This is a genomic window from Winogradskyella sp., assembly GCF_028289625.1.
Taxonomy (GTDB): Bacteria; Bacteroidota; Bacteroidia; order Flavobacteriales; family Flavobacteriaceae; genus Winogradskyella.
Genome location: NZ_JANQOM010000061.1, coordinates 1 through 17,708 on the forward strand (window position 1 = coordinate 1; position 17,708 = coordinate 17,708).

14 protein-coding genes are annotated in these 17,708 nt (G+C 34.7%); 10 read left to right on the forward strand and 4 right to left on the reverse strand.

The window, feature by feature from the left end; translation table 11 throughout:
- From rpsI to Q0992_RS11880, 6 genes are all read left to right on the forward strand, one after another.
- Nucleotides 1-86: 30S ribosomal protein S9 (rpsI, locus tag Q0992_RS11855; RefSeq protein WP_299524755.1), on the forward strand; the 86-nt coding region annotated here is incomplete at its 5' end.
- A gap of 307 nt (nucleotides 87-393) precedes the next feature.
- On the forward strand, nucleotides 394-1,188 hold the full coding sequence (gene rpsB / locus Q0992_RS11860; protein WP_299524419.1) for a 30S ribosomal protein S2: 795 nt from the start codon (nucleotides 394-396) through the stop codon (nucleotides 1,186-1,188).
- A gap of 84 nt (nucleotides 1,189-1,272) precedes the next feature.
- Nucleotides 1,273-2,103, forward strand: a complete 831-nt coding sequence (gene tsf / locus Q0992_RS11865; RefSeq protein WP_299524422.1) for a translation elongation factor Ts — start codon at nucleotides 1,273-1,275, stop codon at nucleotides 2,101-2,103.
- A 124-nt stretch (nucleotides 2,104-2,227) separates the two neighbouring features.
- A complete protein-coding gene (gene pyrH / locus Q0992_RS11870; protein WP_299524425.1) occupies nucleotides 2,228-2,935 on the forward strand; it encodes a UMP kinase in 708 nt (235 codons plus the stop codon).
- Between the two features lie 44 nt (nucleotides 2,936-2,979).
- Nucleotides 2,980-3,534, forward strand: a complete 555-nt coding sequence (gene frr / locus Q0992_RS11875) for a ribosome recycling factor (RefSeq protein ID WP_299524428.1) — start codon at nucleotides 2,980-2,982, stop codon at nucleotides 3,532-3,534.
- A 100-nt stretch (nucleotides 3,535-3,634) separates the two neighbouring features.
- On the forward strand, nucleotides 3,635-4,915 hold the full coding sequence (locus Q0992_RS11880; RefSeq protein WP_299524431.1) for a DUF5686 family protein: 1,281 nt from the start codon (nucleotides 3,635-3,637) through the stop codon (nucleotides 4,913-4,915).
- Here the strand turns inward: Q0992_RS11880 and Q0992_RS11885 are convergent.
- Both Q0992_RS11885 and Q0992_RS11890 read right to left on the reverse strand, forming a co-directional pair.
- Entirely contained in the window at nucleotides 4,912-7,695 is a 2,784-nt protein-coding gene (locus Q0992_RS11885) for a hypothetical protein (protein ID WP_299524434.1), read from the reverse strand. The genes Q0992_RS11880 and Q0992_RS11885 overlap by 4 nt on opposite strands.
- Before the next feature lie 64 nt (nucleotides 7,696-7,759).
- Complete coding sequence (locus Q0992_RS11890; RefSeq protein ID WP_299524437.1) at nucleotides 7,760-10,294, reverse strand: hypothetical protein; 2,535 nt, start codon at nucleotides 10,292-10,294, stop codon at nucleotides 7,760-7,762.
- A 169-nt stretch (nucleotides 10,295-10,463) separates the two neighbouring features.
- Between Q0992_RS11890 and Q0992_RS11895 the strand changes: the two genes are divergently transcribed.
- The 4 genes from Q0992_RS11895 to Q0992_RS11910 are packed head-to-tail and all read left to right on the forward strand — an operon-like array spanning nucleotide 10,464 to nucleotide 16,454.
- Nucleotides 10,464-12,884, forward strand: a complete 2,421-nt coding sequence (locus Q0992_RS11895) for an efflux RND transporter permease subunit (RefSeq protein WP_299524440.1) — start codon at nucleotides 10,464-10,466, stop codon at nucleotides 12,882-12,884.
- Between the two features lie 20 nt (nucleotides 12,885-12,904).
- Nucleotides 12,905-14,338 (forward strand): asparagine--tRNA ligase, encoded by a 1,434-nt coding sequence (gene asnS, locus Q0992_RS11900; protein WP_299524442.1) that lies wholly within the window; start codon nucleotides 12,905-12,907, stop codon nucleotides 14,336-14,338.
- Nucleotides 14,339-14,363: 25 nt separating this feature from the next.
- Nucleotides 14,364-15,830: an RNA polymerase factor sigma-54 gene (gene rpoN, locus Q0992_RS11905; protein WP_299524445.1), complete on the forward strand. Its 1,467-nt coding sequence runs from the start codon at nucleotides 14,364-14,366 to the stop codon at nucleotides 15,828-15,830.
- 15 nt (nucleotides 15,831-15,845) lie between these two features.
- The gene (locus Q0992_RS11910; RefSeq protein WP_299524448.1) at nucleotides 15,846-16,454 is read left to right on the forward strand and encodes a hypothetical protein; all 609 of its coding nucleotides are present in this window, start codon (nucleotides 15,846-15,848) and stop codon (nucleotides 16,452-16,454) included.
- On the opposite strand, the gene Q0992_RS11915 is transcribed toward Q0992_RS11910, so the two are convergent.
- Complete coding sequence (locus Q0992_RS11915) at nucleotides 16,449-17,147, reverse strand: porin family protein (protein WP_299524451.1); 699 nt, start codon at nucleotides 17,145-17,147, stop codon at nucleotides 16,449-16,451. The genes Q0992_RS11910 and Q0992_RS11915 overlap by 6 nt on opposite strands.
- Before the next feature lie 93 nt (nucleotides 17,148-17,240).
- On the reverse strand, nucleotides 17,241-17,702 hold the full coding sequence (locus Q0992_RS11920) for a biopolymer transporter ExbD (RefSeq protein WP_299524453.1): 462 nt from the start codon (nucleotides 17,700-17,702) through the stop codon (nucleotides 17,241-17,243).
- Nucleotides 17,703-17,708 lie beyond the last annotated feature (6 nt).

Sequence of the window (17,708 nt, forward strand, 5' to 3'; positions counted from 1 at the left end):
TATTAACTAGAGATCCAAGAATGGTAGAGCGTAAGAAATTCGGTCAGAAGAAAGCGCGTAAGAAATTCCAGTTCTCTAAACGTTAATATCCAACACAAAATTGGGGATTTGTTTTCAAATTCCTTCTGTCATTTCGAGCGAAGTCGAGAAATAATCTATTCGCTTTTGCTAATTAAGACATTTCGACTACGCTCAATGTGACAGAAAAAATTAAATTTAGCCACGAGTTGGCATTTTATTGAAAAGAACCTGAAACGAGTTCAGGTAAAAAACCAGTTATTGTTGTCCATGACGGTTACCGTCAGGATTTAGTTTAGCATCTAAATGACTGAGGCAAGCGAAAGCCACCACTTAGTCATTGCTAATTCAACAGAACGTAAACTATTACAAAAAATGGAAAAAGTAGAAGTAAAAGAACTACTAGAAGCAGGTGTACACTTCGGACACCTAACCCGCAAATGGAATCCAAACATGGCGCCTTACATTTACATGGAGCGCAACGGAATCCATATCATTAACCTTTACAAAACCGCTGCTAAGATCGAAGAGACTTGCGCTGCTTTAAGTAAAATTGCAGCCTCAGGTAAGAAAATCTTATTCGTTGCTACAAAAAAGCAGGCAAAAGACATCGTTGCCGAAAAAGCAGGTGCTGTTAACCAACCATACATTACTGAGCGTTGGCCAGGTGGTATGTTAACCAACTTTGTTACGATTAGAAAAGCCGTTAAGAAAATGGCCTCTATAGATCGTATGAAAAAAGACGGTACTTTCGATTCGTTATCAAAGAAAGAACGTTTACAGGTGGATCGTCAACGTGCCAAGTTAGAAAAGAACTTAGGTTCTATATCTGACATGACCCGCTTACCTGGTGCAATATTTGTGGTTGACATTTTACGCGAGCACATTGCTATTAAGGAAGCACAGAAATTGAACATTCCAATCTTTGCCATGGTAGACACAAACTCTGATCCACGTCAGGTAGATTATGTGATTCCTGCAAACGATGATGCTTCAAAATCTATAAACAAAGTGTTATCTATCGTTGCTTCAGCTATCGAAGATGGCTTAAACGAAAGAAAAGCAGAACGTGCCGAAAAGGATAATAAAGCAAAAACTGATGCTTCGACAAGCCCAGCAGCCACTAAAAAAGCTGAAAAAGCAGAAGTAGCAGTTCAAGAAGAAGAATAAAATAACAATAAGAACATATGTAGAAGTCGTTTAATTCTTTTCTTTGCTGAGAATCAATTAATCGACTTTTTAAATTTAATAACTATGGAAAATACTGTAAAAATTACAGCTGCAGATGTAAATAAATTAAGAAAAGCTACTGGTGCTGGTATGATGGATTGTAAAAAGGCATTAGTTGAAGCAAATGGTGATTTTGACAAAGCCATTGAAATCCTACGCAAAAAAGGACAAAAAGTTGCTGCTAAGAGAGCAGACAGAGAGTCTACCGAAGGTGCTGCAATTGCAAAAGTAAATGACGCTAAAACGGCTGGTGTATCTATCGTTTTAGGCTGTGAAACTGATTTTGTTGGTAAGAACGAAAACTTCGTGGCTTTAGCACACGATTTAGCTGACTTAGCATTAAACTATAATTCTAAAGAAGAATTTTTAGTTGCTGATTTCAACGGCATCACAGTAGCAGAGAAGTTAATTGAGCAAACTGGTGTTATCGGCGAAAAGTTAGACATTAATGCTTTTGAAAAAATAGAAGCACCTTACGTTGGTTCTTATATCCACGCTGGTAACAAAATTGCGACCTTAGTAGGTTTATCTGCAAATGTAGAGGGTGCTGATGTTGTTGCTAAAGATGTCGCTATGCAAGCTGCTGCAATGAGCCCAATAGCACTTAATGAAGAAGGTGTTGATGCCGCAACTATTGAGAAAGAAATTGAGATTGCTAAAGATCAATTACGTCAAGAAGGCAAGCCAGAAGCTATGTTAGACAATATTGCTAAAGGTAAATTAAAGCGTTTCTTTAAGGACAATACTTTAGTGAATCAAGCATTTATTAAAGATAGTAAAGTGAGTGTTGCTGATTACGTAAAGACTATTGGTGATGTTGAAATTACTGTATTTAAACGCGTTGCCTTAGGATAATCTGCCTAACAATAGCAAAGTCAAATTATAAAGAGCCTTTACCACAAAGGCTCTTTTTTTGGTTTTTTTTCACTTTTACAGATGCTAATAATTGTTTAGCTTTGTTCAACTTTCAAATAATCTAATGAAATATAAAAGAATACTACTTAAACTATCTGGTGAAGCCTTGATGGGAGATCGCCAATATGGGATTGACCCAATGCGTTTGGCAGAATATGCGCAAGACATAAAGGAAATTACTGATCTCGGCGTAGAAGTTGCTATAGTTATTGGTGGAGGAAATATTTTTAGAGGTGTAGCTGGTGCCATGAATGGTATGGACCGTGTGCAAGGTGACCATATGGGAATGCTAGCCACCGTGATAAATGGTTTGGCGCTTCAGAATGCCCTAGAAGATGCCGATGTAAAAACACGTCTGCAAACTGCAATTAAAATTAATGAAGTTGCAGAGCCTTTTATTAGAAGAAAGGCACTGAGCCATTTAAGCAAAGGACGTGTTGTGATTTTTGGTGGTGGTACTGGTAACCCCTATTTTACAACCGATTCTGCAGCTGTATTACGTGCTATAGAAATTGGCGCTGATGTGATATTAAAAGGCACACGTGTGGATGGTATTTATACGGCAGATCCAGAAAAAGATAGCAGTGCTATGAAGTTTGACTATATTACTTTTGACGATGTGTTGAGTAAAGGTCTAAAAGTGATGGATACCACGGCTTTTACGCTAAGTCAAGAAAATAAATTACCAATTATAGTTTTTGATATGAACAAAAAAGGAAACTTACTTAAAGTAGTTTCTGGTGAGCCTATCGGTACTGAAGTTAACCTTTAGTTTGGCGTAACTTTTGATAGCTCTCCATTAAAAATTTAAATACTATGAACGAAGACATTCAATTTATAATAGACACTGCTAAAGAAGCTATGGAAAATGCCCTAAAGCATTTAGAAAAGCAGTTGGTTAATATTAGAGCTGGTAAGGCTAGTCCTGCTATGCTAGGAAGTGTAATGGTAGACTATTATGGCTCACAGACTCCGCTAAATCAAGTTGCTAATGTTAATACACCCGATGGTAGAACTATTTCGGTTCAGCCTTGGGAAAAAAGCATGCTTCAAGAAATTGAACGCGGCATTATGCTTGCCAATTTGGGCTTTAATCCTATGAATAATGGAGAAATGATTATTATCAATGTTCCTCCATTAACTGAAGAACGCAGAAAGGAACTGGCCAAACAGGCTAAATCTGAAGCTGAAGACGCTAAGATTGGTGTACGTAATGCCCGTAAGGATGCCATGAATGATATTAAGAAATCGGATGTTTCAGAAGATTTTCAAAAGAATTCAGAAATAGACATACAAGAACTTACCGATTCTTACGTTAAGAAAATAGATCAAATTCTTGATGTTAAGGAAGGTGAGATTATGACGGTTTAGATAGAGTACGTTATTATTCTGTTCCTTAAATAATTGATATAATTTCTGACCTCAAAAACAGAGTATCTACTTTTTCTAATTTTAAATTTAACCCTCTTAAATGCTAAAGCATCTATTTGTTGTTTTTCTTCTTTGTCTTGCAACAAACAGCTTTGCTCAAAATCCTATTTCTAAAGAAAGAGATTCTTCGAAAGTAGCAAGAGACTCCATTAAAAAAGCCGAATTCTTAAAAAATATTGGTAATGGTTATTTACCTATCGGTTTCTTTAATCTAGACCTTAGATATCTCATAAAATATAATCAGTTTGAAGGAATCAGAACAGGGTTGGGCGGTATCACTAATGAGCGTTTTTCCAAAAAATACAGAATAAACGGTTATTTAGTATACGGGTTTTTAGACGAGCGCTATAAGTATAGTATCGGAGGTGGCTTTAGAGTTAACGAAGCATCAAATACCTGGATTAACTTATCGTACACGGATGATTTGCAAGAGACAGGAAGTTCAACTTTTTTGACCGACAAGCGGTTTTTTACTTTTTTTGAACCACGACTCTTAAATATAAACTTATTTCACAGGCATATCACAAAGTCCGTGGGTTTACAACATAAAATATCTAATCATCTACTATCCGAAACCCAATTTGCTAACAGTAGAGTAAACCCAACTTACAATTACAACTTTGTTTTAGATGATGAAACTTTTAACACCTTCAATCTAAGTACAGCTAAACTGAGCTTACAATGGAGCCCTTTTAGTCAATTCGATTTAATCGATGACCGAATTGTTGAAACCAAGGATGGGTATCCAAAATTTACGCTACAAGTTACACAAGGTTTTAAGTCTGTATTTGGTAGTGATTTTAATTTTTCAAAGCTAGACTTCAGAACAGTTCAAAAATTCAACCATAAAAATGATGCTTCAACCAATCTAACTTTGGTTACAGGTATCGCTGGCGGTGAGACGCCGCTTACACATTTATATCATGCTTACCCAAATAATATTACTAAAGAAACCATATTGCAACGTTTTTCGGTGGCTGGTCTTAACAGTTTTGAAACTATGTTTTTTAATGAGTTTTTTAGTGATAAGTTTATGACTTTTCAGGTTAAGCATTTTTTTAGTCCATTTAAAATCTCTGAATGGTTCAAGCCCCAATTGGTGCTTATTTCGCGTTATGCCCTTGGAGATATGAATAGCATAGATAGACATCAAGGAATCACCTTTGATACTCTAAATCATGGATACTCAGAATCTGGTTTTGAAATAAACAAATTACTTTTCGGTTTCGGATTGAGTTTTGCCTATCGTTATGGTGCTTATCACCTCCCAAATTTTGAAGACAATATCGCTTTTAAGTTCACATTTAACCTAACACTTTAATCATTTGGTTCCACGCTGTATTGCAACTCTTTGTAACCTAACCTTCCATCATCAGATACGGATTCAATAACCACCGTAAAATCACCTGTATTGTCTGAGTGGTGATAGCTTAGTTCTGAAAACCCTTTCTCATTGGTCATTAAAACAGGTTTCCAAAAGATTGTAGAACGTAGGTCTGGCTCATTAAATTCAAATGGTCGCTGCTCATCGTCGTATTTTGGAATATAGAATTCTTTTTTTACAGATAATACTGGTACGCTATTAACTGTAACCGTTTTTCTAGATTTTAAGGTATCGTACAATCCATTACCAGATTTTGTAAAAATAGAAATAATACTTCCTGTTGGAAAAGGTGGTCTAGCTCCAGGATTTAATTTTAAGTAAAGTTTTAAAAAGTCTTTGGGGAAGTCAATTAACTCAAAACTTTTTATCTCATCAACTCTCATGTATTGAAGTAAGGAGTAATCATTTTTTTGAACTGGAACACCATCAATAAAGATTATGGTTACATGGCCTCTGCCTCCAACTAAAGATTTTGCTTGTAGATCACCCGTATAAGGATTTCGGGACACGCGGATCTTGTCTGGATAGGAAAACATTAGCACACTGTATAAACCATATGACCAATCTTCTTCTTTTTCTTTAATTTCTTCACCCTCTATAACCATATTTGGCCTTCCATACTTATCGAACATTTCCTGTCGTTCTGGTGTCATTTTATACCCTTCAAGAAATACTTCTTCTAATTGTGTAACTCCTGTTAAGTCCTCAAAGAACCTATCTTCAACTTGCTTATTATATCTGTTGTCTTCTAAAATATTCTCTACTATACTGTCAATAACTACTACTCTTTTTCTAAAATCGTAATTGATTGATAGCGGCTTCTTTTTTGTTAAAGCGATTGTATACTTCTGTTTCTCTTTCTGCGCTATACTTATGGGTACGATAATGATATCTTTAAGTTCCCCATACATGTCCGGAAGGTCAAAAGTAAAACTACCTGGTGCCACTATTTCTTGAGTTTGGATTATTTTTTCGGAGTCAAATGTTATAAGCATCAAGTCTAAAGGCCTTTTTTTTAATCTACTATCTTTAATATTTACAATACCCGAAACAGTTAGGTTCTTTTCTTGTTTATAATTTAACTTTTGTATAGGTTTTTTATACTTGTAATTTCGCCACCCTTGTGTGAGCATTAAATGGTCTATATTTAATTCAGTATCTTCCCTAAAGTACATGTTAGGCGACTCAATGCGACCTTTTAGATCCGAACATAAAAGCATGTACGATAAAATGTTTGGTCTTGATATCCTTGAATGCTCAAATCTTTCTTTTTGAATTACAAGTACTGAATTATTAGATATTAAATCCGACTTATCAGAACTTAAAGTTTCTAAAGTCATTTTAACTTCTTCGCGTTGTTTGTAGATTGATTTATCTAGTGCTGCTTTAACCACAAATCGCATATCATTCCTTTCGTTGAAATATAAGCGTTCTGCTATTGGTAATTCGTTTTGATCCAAAACCGTAAGAACAATCACTCCCTCTGGAAGTGTTTTTTTGGGGATTGAAAAAATATATCTACCATTGATGAGTTGTGCTTTCAAATAATAGTATTGATAACCTCTAGAAGCTACCTTTAAATATGTAGTTTCATCCATTCTATAATTCGAAAATACAGCAGCAGTAATGATATCATTTCTCTCAGAAACATTTAACACATCTCCTTGGTTATAGATTTTAGGGAGCAAAACTCTTTTATTAAATTGTTTGTTATCAATAGATACTATCGATGCTATGTAGTCTTCCGAAGCAGTAACAAAAGGCAATTCAAAACTCCCTATACCCAACCTATTACTTTTAAAATTTGTTATTAATTCGCCTTTTTTGTTCAATATCTTGCCCTCTATAGGAACGCCTTTTCCATTAACGTTAACAGCTTTAAAACCAACTTTTGAGCTAAGACCTTCAACTAATTTTCCACTTTCAGGAAAAAACTGAATATCAACAGTATTTAGAGTTGGAGAAAAGGCATTTTCATATTCTAATCCAAACTCTGTTTGATACCCAATCTTTACTTGTTTTGCATTCTTTGGAACCAAAAAATCTAAAATAAACTTAGAATCTCGAGATTTGTTTAACCATGTAGAATCTCTTTTATCATCAATATTGATAAAAACCTTTAAGGATTTACTATGCTTAGAATCGATTCGATTTGGATATAAGTCTGCTCGAAATTTATAGGCCGTGTTAGAGGAATCAATACGTCTTACATTATCAATTCCTGCACTAGAGAATTCGTTTTCTAAATCTGAAAAAATCTGTATGTAAGTATCAAAAACAAAGTTGTAACCAAAGTTTTTGTTCCATTCGGTATATGCTCTAATCTGATAAACACCTTCGGGATAGGTACTGTTCAAGTCAAAATAACCTTGCCCGACTCCCTTTTTAAGTTTAATGACCTTTGAATCAACAACCTTTTCTTCAAAACTTATTAAATCTACATACAGTATATTACTGGTAATGTGAGAATTGTGTAAAGTAGCGTTTGCTACGATAGCTTTGAACCAAATGGTATTATCCGTTGTATAAACATTGTTATCTAACTGAAGGTAAACCTTCTCGGCTAGGGCCTCATGAGCAAAAGCATCTGCTATTTGGGCATGTAGAGCACCAAAAATGCAAAGCTGAAAAAACAAAATAACCGAAAACAGAAACCTTTTTCCGTTAGGCTTTGCTTCTAAGCAAGTTAAATTATGATGACTAAGGCTATAGCTCAAAACCCAAATTTTGAAGACAAAATTGATTTTAAATTTACATTTAGCATGTCTTTATAGATTTTTTTCAATCACTAGTGTTATTTTCTTGTACACTGTACTCTAATTCTGCATAACCAATCTTTCCTTCCTTAGATATGGTTTCTAAAACAACAACAAAATCACCCTTATTATCCGAGTGGTAAAACTTAACTAGTGCTTTTTCGCTATCCTTCATTTGTACATGCGGTTCCCAATAAATAGTTTGACGATAATCGGGCTTATTCATATAAAAATTGTCTTCCACATCATACCTTGGAATATAAAATTCCTTTGTTGGAGAAAATCCTTGAACATTAAATATGCTTTGCTTTTTGTTAGGTTTCAAAGCGCCAAATAAGCCTTTTCCATTACGTGTATAAATAGACAATATACTTCCCAATAATAATCCAGATGGTGGAATTGTGTTAAATACTTCCGCATACAAAAATTTTATTTTCTGAGGATCATCAATGATTTCAAAACTTGTCACTTCTGATGCAGGTATTTCTTCAACCAAATAGTGACTATATTCATTAACCGGAATTCCATCAACTACAACCATATTTACGTGGCATTTTCCACCCCGAGCAGTACCGATTCTTAATACAGTAGGACGAGCAGATGTTGGGCGGATTACACTATTTATAACCACCTTGTCCCCAAATCCCACTAATACATCTCCCAGTCTGTCAGAATATGTGATATTCTTTCTTATGTCCTCACCATCAATAACTGTATCTGGTAAGCCATACTTTTCTGCCATTTCTCGACGTTTGGGTGTCATAGTGTACCCATAAACTTCCACCTCATCTAATTGAATGCTTCCGTACAAATTCTCAAAATAATCTTTTTCAATTTGCATTATTTCACTCTGTTTTTTTATAATATCCTTATAGATAGTCTCATTGACAATTGCTGCTCCTTTCATATGCTTCTCTACAGCCAATGTCGGTTTTTTTGACATAACAACGTCAATACTACTTTCTTTCTCATTAGCATTTGATGGTTGCATTAATATTTTATTGAAATCACCCATTAAATCTTCAATTTCAAAATAAAAATTGCTTGGAACATTTAAAGTCATACTAAGCAAAGCCAGTTCTCCCTCTAAATCCATCACTACAAAATCCTTGCTGGTGTCTTCGACCTTAGATTGCTTTGTTTTTACTATACCTTTAAACGGTATGCCCATTTCCTTTCTATATTCAAAGACATTGTTAATGGTATTATCGTATTTGTAATTTCTCCAACCCTGAGTAAGCATTAAATCATCAATATTATGCGCACTATCAGTTTCAAAGTAAACATGTGGTGATTCGATATGACCTTTTAAATCCGTAGTTAGTAGCAAATAGGTTAAAACATTGCCTCTTTGAGAATCTTCCATATCTATGCGCGATTTATCCAATACCAAAACGGAAGTGTCGAAATTGTTTGTGTTAGTAGATTTCAACTCAGCTTCTGCTTGCATTGAAATTACCACTTCCTCTCGCACATTAAATGTTTGCTTATTTAGCTTGGCACTAATATTTATGCTAGACATTCCATTTTTATTGAAATACAAACGTTCTGCAATGATTCTCGATTGTTGATCATAAACCGCAAATACAATAATGCCTTCAGGGAAATCAGTTTTAGGGATTGAAATATCACTACCGCTGTTTTCTAGTTTTAAATCTTCGTCTAAATAGGTGATTCCTCTCGAATATCCTTTAAGGGATATGATATCATTTAGGTATGAGTTTGAGTTAAATTCTATGTTTATATAATCTATATCATCATAAACTTGCATCGTAAGACCTTCATTATATATCTTAGGTAGAGACACAATCTTTTCTGTTGTTTCACCATGTATAGCTGTAATTCTCGATTTGTAGATTTTACTGCTATTAGGATTATTGAAGATAAAATGACCCATTCCTAAACTGTTACTCTTAAACTGAGCTACTACAGCATTAGTGTCATCTAGAACTTCTCCTTCAACAGGTACACCCATTCCATTTTGATCAATGGCTTTAAATCCAACCTTACTTGAAATATTATGAATGAGTTTCCCTCCTTCAGGAAAAAATTGCACATCAATGTCAACTCTGCTTAATGCTTTATCCGATAGGCTTAAAATTTTGTTTTGAGAGTTTTTAATTTCAATTGGTTCTGCTTTAAATTCATCGGTAACAATTTGTATCGGTTTAATAAACACGAAATCATTTAAAAAGTTCTTGTTCCATTCCGTATATGCCCTTACACGATATAAACCATGCTCTATACTCGAAGCTACATCAAAATGACCATTACCTAAGCCTTTAGTTAATTTAATTATTTTACTATTGACAACTTCATCTTTCTCATTTATCAAATCCACATAAAGCACACCACTAGAGATAACACCAGTAAGTGTTGCAGCATTAACGACAATAGCCTTAAACCAAATTGTTGAATTAGCTGTATAAATTTGACTATCAGTCTGCAAGTAGATTTTCTCCGCAAAAGTATGACGTGCAATTTCATTATTTACCTGAGCATTTACGAAAGAAAAGAATACATGAATAAGAAACAATAGAAGGATGGAAGTCTTTTTCATAACACTTTGATTTTACTTTCAAGATAATAAAATCCCCGAAAATTCTTACCTAACAAATTGTTAAAACCATTCCTCTAGAATTAATACGGTAAAGTGACGTTAATTAAACTTAATTCCCATTAAGAATCCTTAGGTTTTTTCTACCTTTGCGGCTCATTTTAGACGAGGTATGTTTAAACTATTAACCATAGGTTTTTGGGAAGCCGTTGCAAGATTAATTCTTCGCAATAAAATCTTCATTCTCATCGCTGTAATCGCAGCAACTGTGTTTTTTAGTATGCAGTGGAAACACATGCGCTTCACCTATACTGAAGCCAATATGTTGCCCGATGACCATGAGGTTAATCTTATCTATAATGACTTTCTAAAAGTCTTTGGGGAAGAAGGCAATCTTGTTGTTTTGGGCGTAAAAGACTCAACCGTTTTTTCTGTAGAACAACTTAATAAATGGAACAGGCTAGCCGAGTCTTTTAAATCTTATGATGAAGTAGAGACTGTATTATCCATTAAGGATCTTCAAAAATTAGTTAAAAATACCCAGAAAGAACAGTTCGATTTAGAACCCTTTATTAAAGATTCTATTACAAGTATTGAGGAAATAAATGCGCTTCAAGAAGACTTATTCAAAAAGTATCCTTTTTATGATAACTTCTTGTTTAATACAGAAACTAAGACGATACGAACAGCTATTTATCTTAAGAAAGAGATTGTAAATACATCGGCTAGGAAAGATTTTATAATCAATATTCTAGATAAAAAAATTGAGGATTTTAAGACAAAAACCAATCTTGATGTCAGAGTTTCTGGCATGCCATACATTAGAACACTCAACTCACAAAATATTGTTGATGAAATACCCATATTTATTGGTGCCGCTCTTTTTATAACGTCTTTAATCTTCTTTTTGTTTTTTAGATCTTTTAGAGCCACATTTATTTCACTGATAGTGGTTTGTGTTGGGGTGATGTGGACCTTTGGAATATTGGGTTTACTGGGTTATGAGATTACTGTCCTAACAGCTTTAATCCCGCCATTGATTATAGTTATTGGTATACCTAATTGTATCTTTTTGATCAACAAATACCAGCACGAGGTAAGGTCTCATGGCAATAAAGTAAAATCGCTTCAGCGTGTCATCACTAAAATTGGTAATGCCACGTTGATGACCAATGTTACGACTGCTTCCGGCTTTGCTACCTTTATCCTAACACAAAGCAAATTGCTAAAGGAATTTGGTCTTGTTGCTTCGTTGAGCATCCTTGCCATATTCATCTTATGCCTGCTCATTATACCTATAATGTATACATTTTTGCCTTATCCCAAAGAACGTCACTTAGAACATCTTAATAAACGTTGGATTGGTGGATTTGTAGATTGGATGGAGCGGATGGTTAAGCATAAGAAAATTACCATTTATGTTACTGCACTGATTTTGATTATGGGGAGTATGATTGGTATAAACAAAATTGAGATTTCTGGCAGTTTAATCGAAGACATGCCGAAAAACAAACAATTTTTTAAGGATATCCGCTTTTTTGAAGATGAATTTAATGGCATTATGCCACTGGAAATCATGGTAGACACCAAGCGTAAAAAGGGCGTAATGAAGTTGGCTACCTTGAGGCGTATCAATGAGCTTGAAGAACTTATTGAAGACATCCCAGAATTATCCAAACCTATTTCGGTGGTAAGCCTAGTAAAATATAGTAAACAGGCTTATTATAACGGCAACCCAAAATATTATCAATTACCTACTAGTCAGGAAAACAGCTTCATTTTGTCTTATGCCAAGAACTCGTCATCAGATGTTGATCTGTTAAAGAATTTTGTGGATAGTACAGGCCAGTATGCTCGAGTCACTACATTTATGAAAGACATCGGTACTGATAAAATGGAGCGTATTCAAGAAACACTTCAAAATAAAATTGATAAGCTATTCCCCGAGGAACGTTATGAAGTTACCATGACTGGCAAGGCCTTGGTATTTCAGAAAGGTACAAAATATTTGGTAAGAAACTTGGTCATTTCATTATCACTGGCTATTTTCTTGATTTCGTTGTTTATGGCTTATTTATTTCGTTCCGTTAGAATGATTATAGTATCCCTTATCCCTAATTTATTACCACTTTTAGTCACTGCTGGTTTAATGGGCTACTTAGGAGTACCTATAAAGCCATCAACAATATTGGTCTTCAGTATTGCTTTTGGAATTTCGGTGGATGATACAATACATTTCTTGGCAAAATACAGACAAGAGTTGCAAGCCAATCATTGGAAAATCAGAAAATCCGTCTATGCTGCATTGCGTGAGACAGGCATTAGTATGTTCTATACTTCAATAGTACTTTTCTTCGGATTTTCGGTATTTACCATTTCGAGTTTTGGTGGCACAGTTGCTCTAGGTGCATTGGTATCCATAACCTTATTGTTTGCCATGCTTTCTAATTTATTATTATTACCATCACTTTTATTATCATTAGAACGTAACATTGCCAATAAGGAAGTATTGCGCAAACCAGCAATAGATATTATCCCTTCAGAAGATGAACCTGAAGAACGTATGGAAAAAAATCAAGAACAATTATCTTAGCATTTTCAAAATCATTACAAATGACAACAAAAACCGTAGCAGAATTATTATCAGAAGATATCACTTTACAAGATGTTTCCGTAAAAGGTTGGGTAAGAACTTTTAGGGCAAATCGCTTCATTGCTTTAAATGATGGTTCTACTATAAATAATATACAGTGTGTTGTTGATTTTGAAAATTTTGAAGAAAATCTCCTAAAGCGGATTACAACTGGTGCTGCTGTATATGTTACAGGTGAATTGGTGGAAAGCCAAGGAAAAGGTCAATCTGTAGAGATACAAGTTAAAGAATTGGAAATCTTAGGGGATTCTGACCCAGAAACATATCCAATTCAACCCAAAAAGCATTCATTTGAATTTTTAAGGGAAAATGCACACTTACGTACGAGAACTAATACATTTAGTGCAGTAATGCGCTTACGTTCTTCGTTATCGTTCGCCATTCATAAGTATTTTACTGAAAATGGCTTTTATAATATGCATACACCAATAATTACTGGTAGCGATGCCGAAGGTGCAGGCGAAATGTTCCGCGTAAGTACTTTAGATGCTAAAAATCCACCGTTGACTGATGATGGAGACGTTAATTACAAAGAAGACTTCTTCGGAAAAGAAACTAACCTCACGGTTTCTGGTCAATTAGAAGCTGAGACTTACGCCTTGTCCCTTGGGAAAGTTTATACGTTTGGCCCAACATTTAGAGCAGAAAACTCTAATACATCCCGTCATTTGGCAGAATTCTGGATGATAGAGCCAGAAGTGGCTTTTATGGATTTGGCCGGAAACATGGATTTGGCCGAGAATTTTCTAAAATCAGTACTTAGCTATACTCTAGAACATAATAAAGAAGATTTAGAGTTTTTAGATGAGCGCTTGCGAAAAGAAGAGGAAAAATTACCTCAAGCCGAGCGAAGTCCGATGAACTTAATTGATAAAATTAGGTTTGTTGTAGACAATAACTTTAAGCGGGTAAGTTATACTGAAGCTATAGATATTCTACGCAATAGTAAGCCAAACAAAAAGAAAAAGTTTAACTATCTCATTGAAGAATGGGGAGCAGATTTACAATCAGAGCACGAACGTTTCCTTGTAGAAAAACATTTTAAATGCCCTGTGATTTTGTTTGATTATCCCGCCAATATTAAAGCCTTTTATATGCGACTAAACGACGATGGAAAAACGGTAAGAGCTATGGATGTGCTTTTCCCAGGTGTTGGTGAAATGGTTGGTGGATCTCAACGTGAAGAGCGCTTAGGGGTATTACAAGAAAAAATGAAAGCATTAGACATACCAGAAGAGGAATTGTGGTGGTACCTAGAACTTCGTAAATACGGAACTGCCGTACATTCTGGCTTTGGTTTAGGATTTGAACGTTTGGTTATGTTTGCGACCGGAATGAGCAACATTAGAGATGTAATTCCATATCCTAGAACACCTCAAAATGCAGAGTTTTAATTACCTTTATCATTAAGGAAATTTTATGTCGTTAAAGCAATATTTACAATTTAAACTTTCGCAAAAGCTATCGCCTCAGCAGATTCAACTAATGAAGTTGATACAGCTACCCACACAGGCTTTTGAGCAACGTTTAAAGCAAGAATTAGAAGAAAACCCTGCATTAGATACTGGAAAGGAATCCGAAACATCTGACGATGGTTTTGATGAATTTGATAATTCTGTAGATGACTTTAATGATAATGAAACCATCGATGCCGAGGATATCAATGTCGATGAATATTTGAGCGATGATGAAATACCTGATTATCGTACACAAGCCAATAATTATAGTTCGGATGATGAAGAAAAGCGTGTGCCATATGCTGCGGGAACTTCATTCACCCAGCACTTAACGAATCAATTAAACACATTTAGGCTTTCTGAACAAGAAGAAGAGATTGCTTATTTCTTAGTGGGCAGTGTAGATGAAAGCGGCTACATACGTCGTTCGCTATCAGATATTACTGATGATTTGGCTTTTACCCAAAATGTTTACACTACAGAAGAAGAGGTAGAAAAAGTGCTTAAGGTTGTACAACAATTAGATCCTGCTGGTGTTGGTGCGAGAAATCTTCAAGAGTGTCTTAGTATTCAGTTGAGCAGAAAAGAGCAAAACCCTGATGTAGAGTTGGCATCTGCAATCATCAACAAAGCTTTTGAACAGTTCACAAAAAAGCACTATAAAAAGTTGATGCAAAAATTCGGTGTTAATGAAGAAGAACTCAAAGATGCTATTGAGGAAGTCGAACGGCTTAATCCTAAACCAGGTGGTTCGTATGCAGGCAATAACAAAATCGTTGAGCATATTGTACCAGACTTCGCCATTAAAATAGTTGATGGTGAATTAGAATTGACTTTGAATGGTAGAAATGCACCTGAGCTTCATGTATCTAGGGAATATAACAATATGCTTAAAGGTTATAAGGACAGTAAAGATAAGTCTAAAGCTCAAAAAGATGCTGTACTGTTTATCAAGCAAAAATTAGACGCTGCGAAGTGGTTTATTGAAGCTGTAAGGCAACGCCAGCAAACTCTTTTTGTAACGATGAGTGCCATAATGCACTATCAAAAAGACTATTTTTTAACTGGTGACGAACGTAAACTGCGCCCTATGATTTTAAAGGATATTGCAGACGAAATCGATATGGATGTCTCTACAATATCTCGAGTAGCCAATAGTAAGTATGTTGATACACCTTATGGAACCAAGTTGATTAAAGAGTTCTTTTCCGAATCCATGACCAACGACCAAGGTGAAGAAGTATCCACAAGAGAAATAAAAAAGATTCTCGAAACGGTTATTGAAGAAGAGAACAAAAAGAAACCTCTAACTGACGAAGCCCTTTCAAAAATCCTTAAAGAAAAAGGTTACCCAATCGCCAGACGCACTGTTGCTAAATACAGAGAACAATTAGATATTCCGGTAGCTCGATTAAGAAAGGAGCTATAATAAACAAAATAATGGATGAAAGATTTTATTCTAAGAAGCATATCGTTTGTTTTTCATCCATTAATTATGCCTTTGCTTGGTGTTATTTTTTATTTTCATAAAACTCCTCGTTTTATCCCAGAGCCTATTAGGAATGCTAAAATTTTCTCTATCATTATATTAACGATTATACTTCCTATACTGCTTTTCTTTTTACTTAAAACCATAAATAGGGTGGAGACCATTTACTTAAAAAGTACTAAAGAACGCTTAATCCCTTTAGTTATAAATTGTGTTATCATTACATTGATTCTTATACGTGTTTTATCACCTAATGAAATCATTGAATTGTACTATTTCTTTTTAGGTATATTATGTTCTACGTTAGCATGTTTCATCATGGCTGTTTTTAAAGTAAAAGCGAGCATACATATGATTGCTGCTTCTGGCTTTTTTATGTTTGCCATAGCCATTGGTATTCATTTTAAAATAAACATTAATGGTACAATTGCCTTAATGATGATTATTTTGGGAGCCATTGCAACATCGCGTTTGCATTTAAAGGCTCATACTAATCAAGAGTTGATTATTGGTGTATTTACAGGCCTCTTTCCGCAGTTAGTATTGATGAATTATTGGTTATAGTATATAGAACATTAAACCAATTTTGAAAAATCTCATATCTATAGGTTGATCGTTCAGTCTTACTGAGTTGTCAAAAATTGCATTAAGTCCATAATAGGCATGGAAATTCCAGGTTCCGTAGCCTGCACTAAGAGTTAGACCATATTGAAGCCTATTGAATTCATCAATATTAGATAGTTTTACATCACCACTATCGCTTATAAACTTTGTAGAATTATAAAAAAGGTATCCTATTTTAAAGCCAGAGTATATTCTCCAAAAATTATAATCTGTAGCACTAGATGTCCTCCATCTAAACTCAAAAGGTACTTCTAACAAATAAGTGGTAAACTTATTTCTAGAGACATTAACTTCACTCTCGTCTATAATGTTAAAGGTAATCTCATCATTAGTCTCTAAAATAGAAATGTTCTGGTTATAAGAATTTGAAGATAATCCCAGCCCTATACCTATAGCTACATTTCTTCTTTCGTTAATTGGCATATCTCTAATAAAACCGAAATGAAATCCAGTTGAAAACCCATTTTGATTAACGCCATTAGGCCTTGCTCCTAGAAGATTGTAAGTAACCGAAATGTAAAACTGATCTTCTCGATAGTTCTTGTATAACTCTGATGTATCCGAATTATCATCATTCTGCGAAAAACAAAAACAGCTTATAAAAAGTATAAAAACCAGTTGCACATTCTTCATAAAGCTAAATCTACAAAATCTTTTAAACGACATAAAATAAAAACGTCCTGATTGTTTCATCAGGACGCTTCTGTATAAAATTAAGACTATTATTTATTCTGCTCTAGCATTAGCAATATACATTACCTTTAATGTATTTGCCTTTCTGAGTTCTTGTTTAATGTCTGACACCAAACCTGCATGAGTGTTTTTATCTATTTTAAGACCCACTACAAATTTAGGTTGTAATTCTTCAATCAATTCTGCCTGTGCAGCCAATACACTTGATTGCACTTCCTCAACACTTATTATAGCATCGTTAAATTGGATAACAGGTTCTGTTCCCAATTGCGAAAATGAACTACTTGGTTTACCAGCATAAATAAATGCCGTTCTGTCCTTCTTCAGCTTTTCTACCTGATCTGCACTTGGTAGTACATTCTCAATCATTAAACTACTATCGCGCATTACTGTTGCTACCATGAAAAAGAAAAGCAACATAAATACAATATCTGGTAAAGATGCCGTCGAAATCGCTGGCAAATCTCCTGATTTTCCTTTTTTAAACTTTGACATATGTGT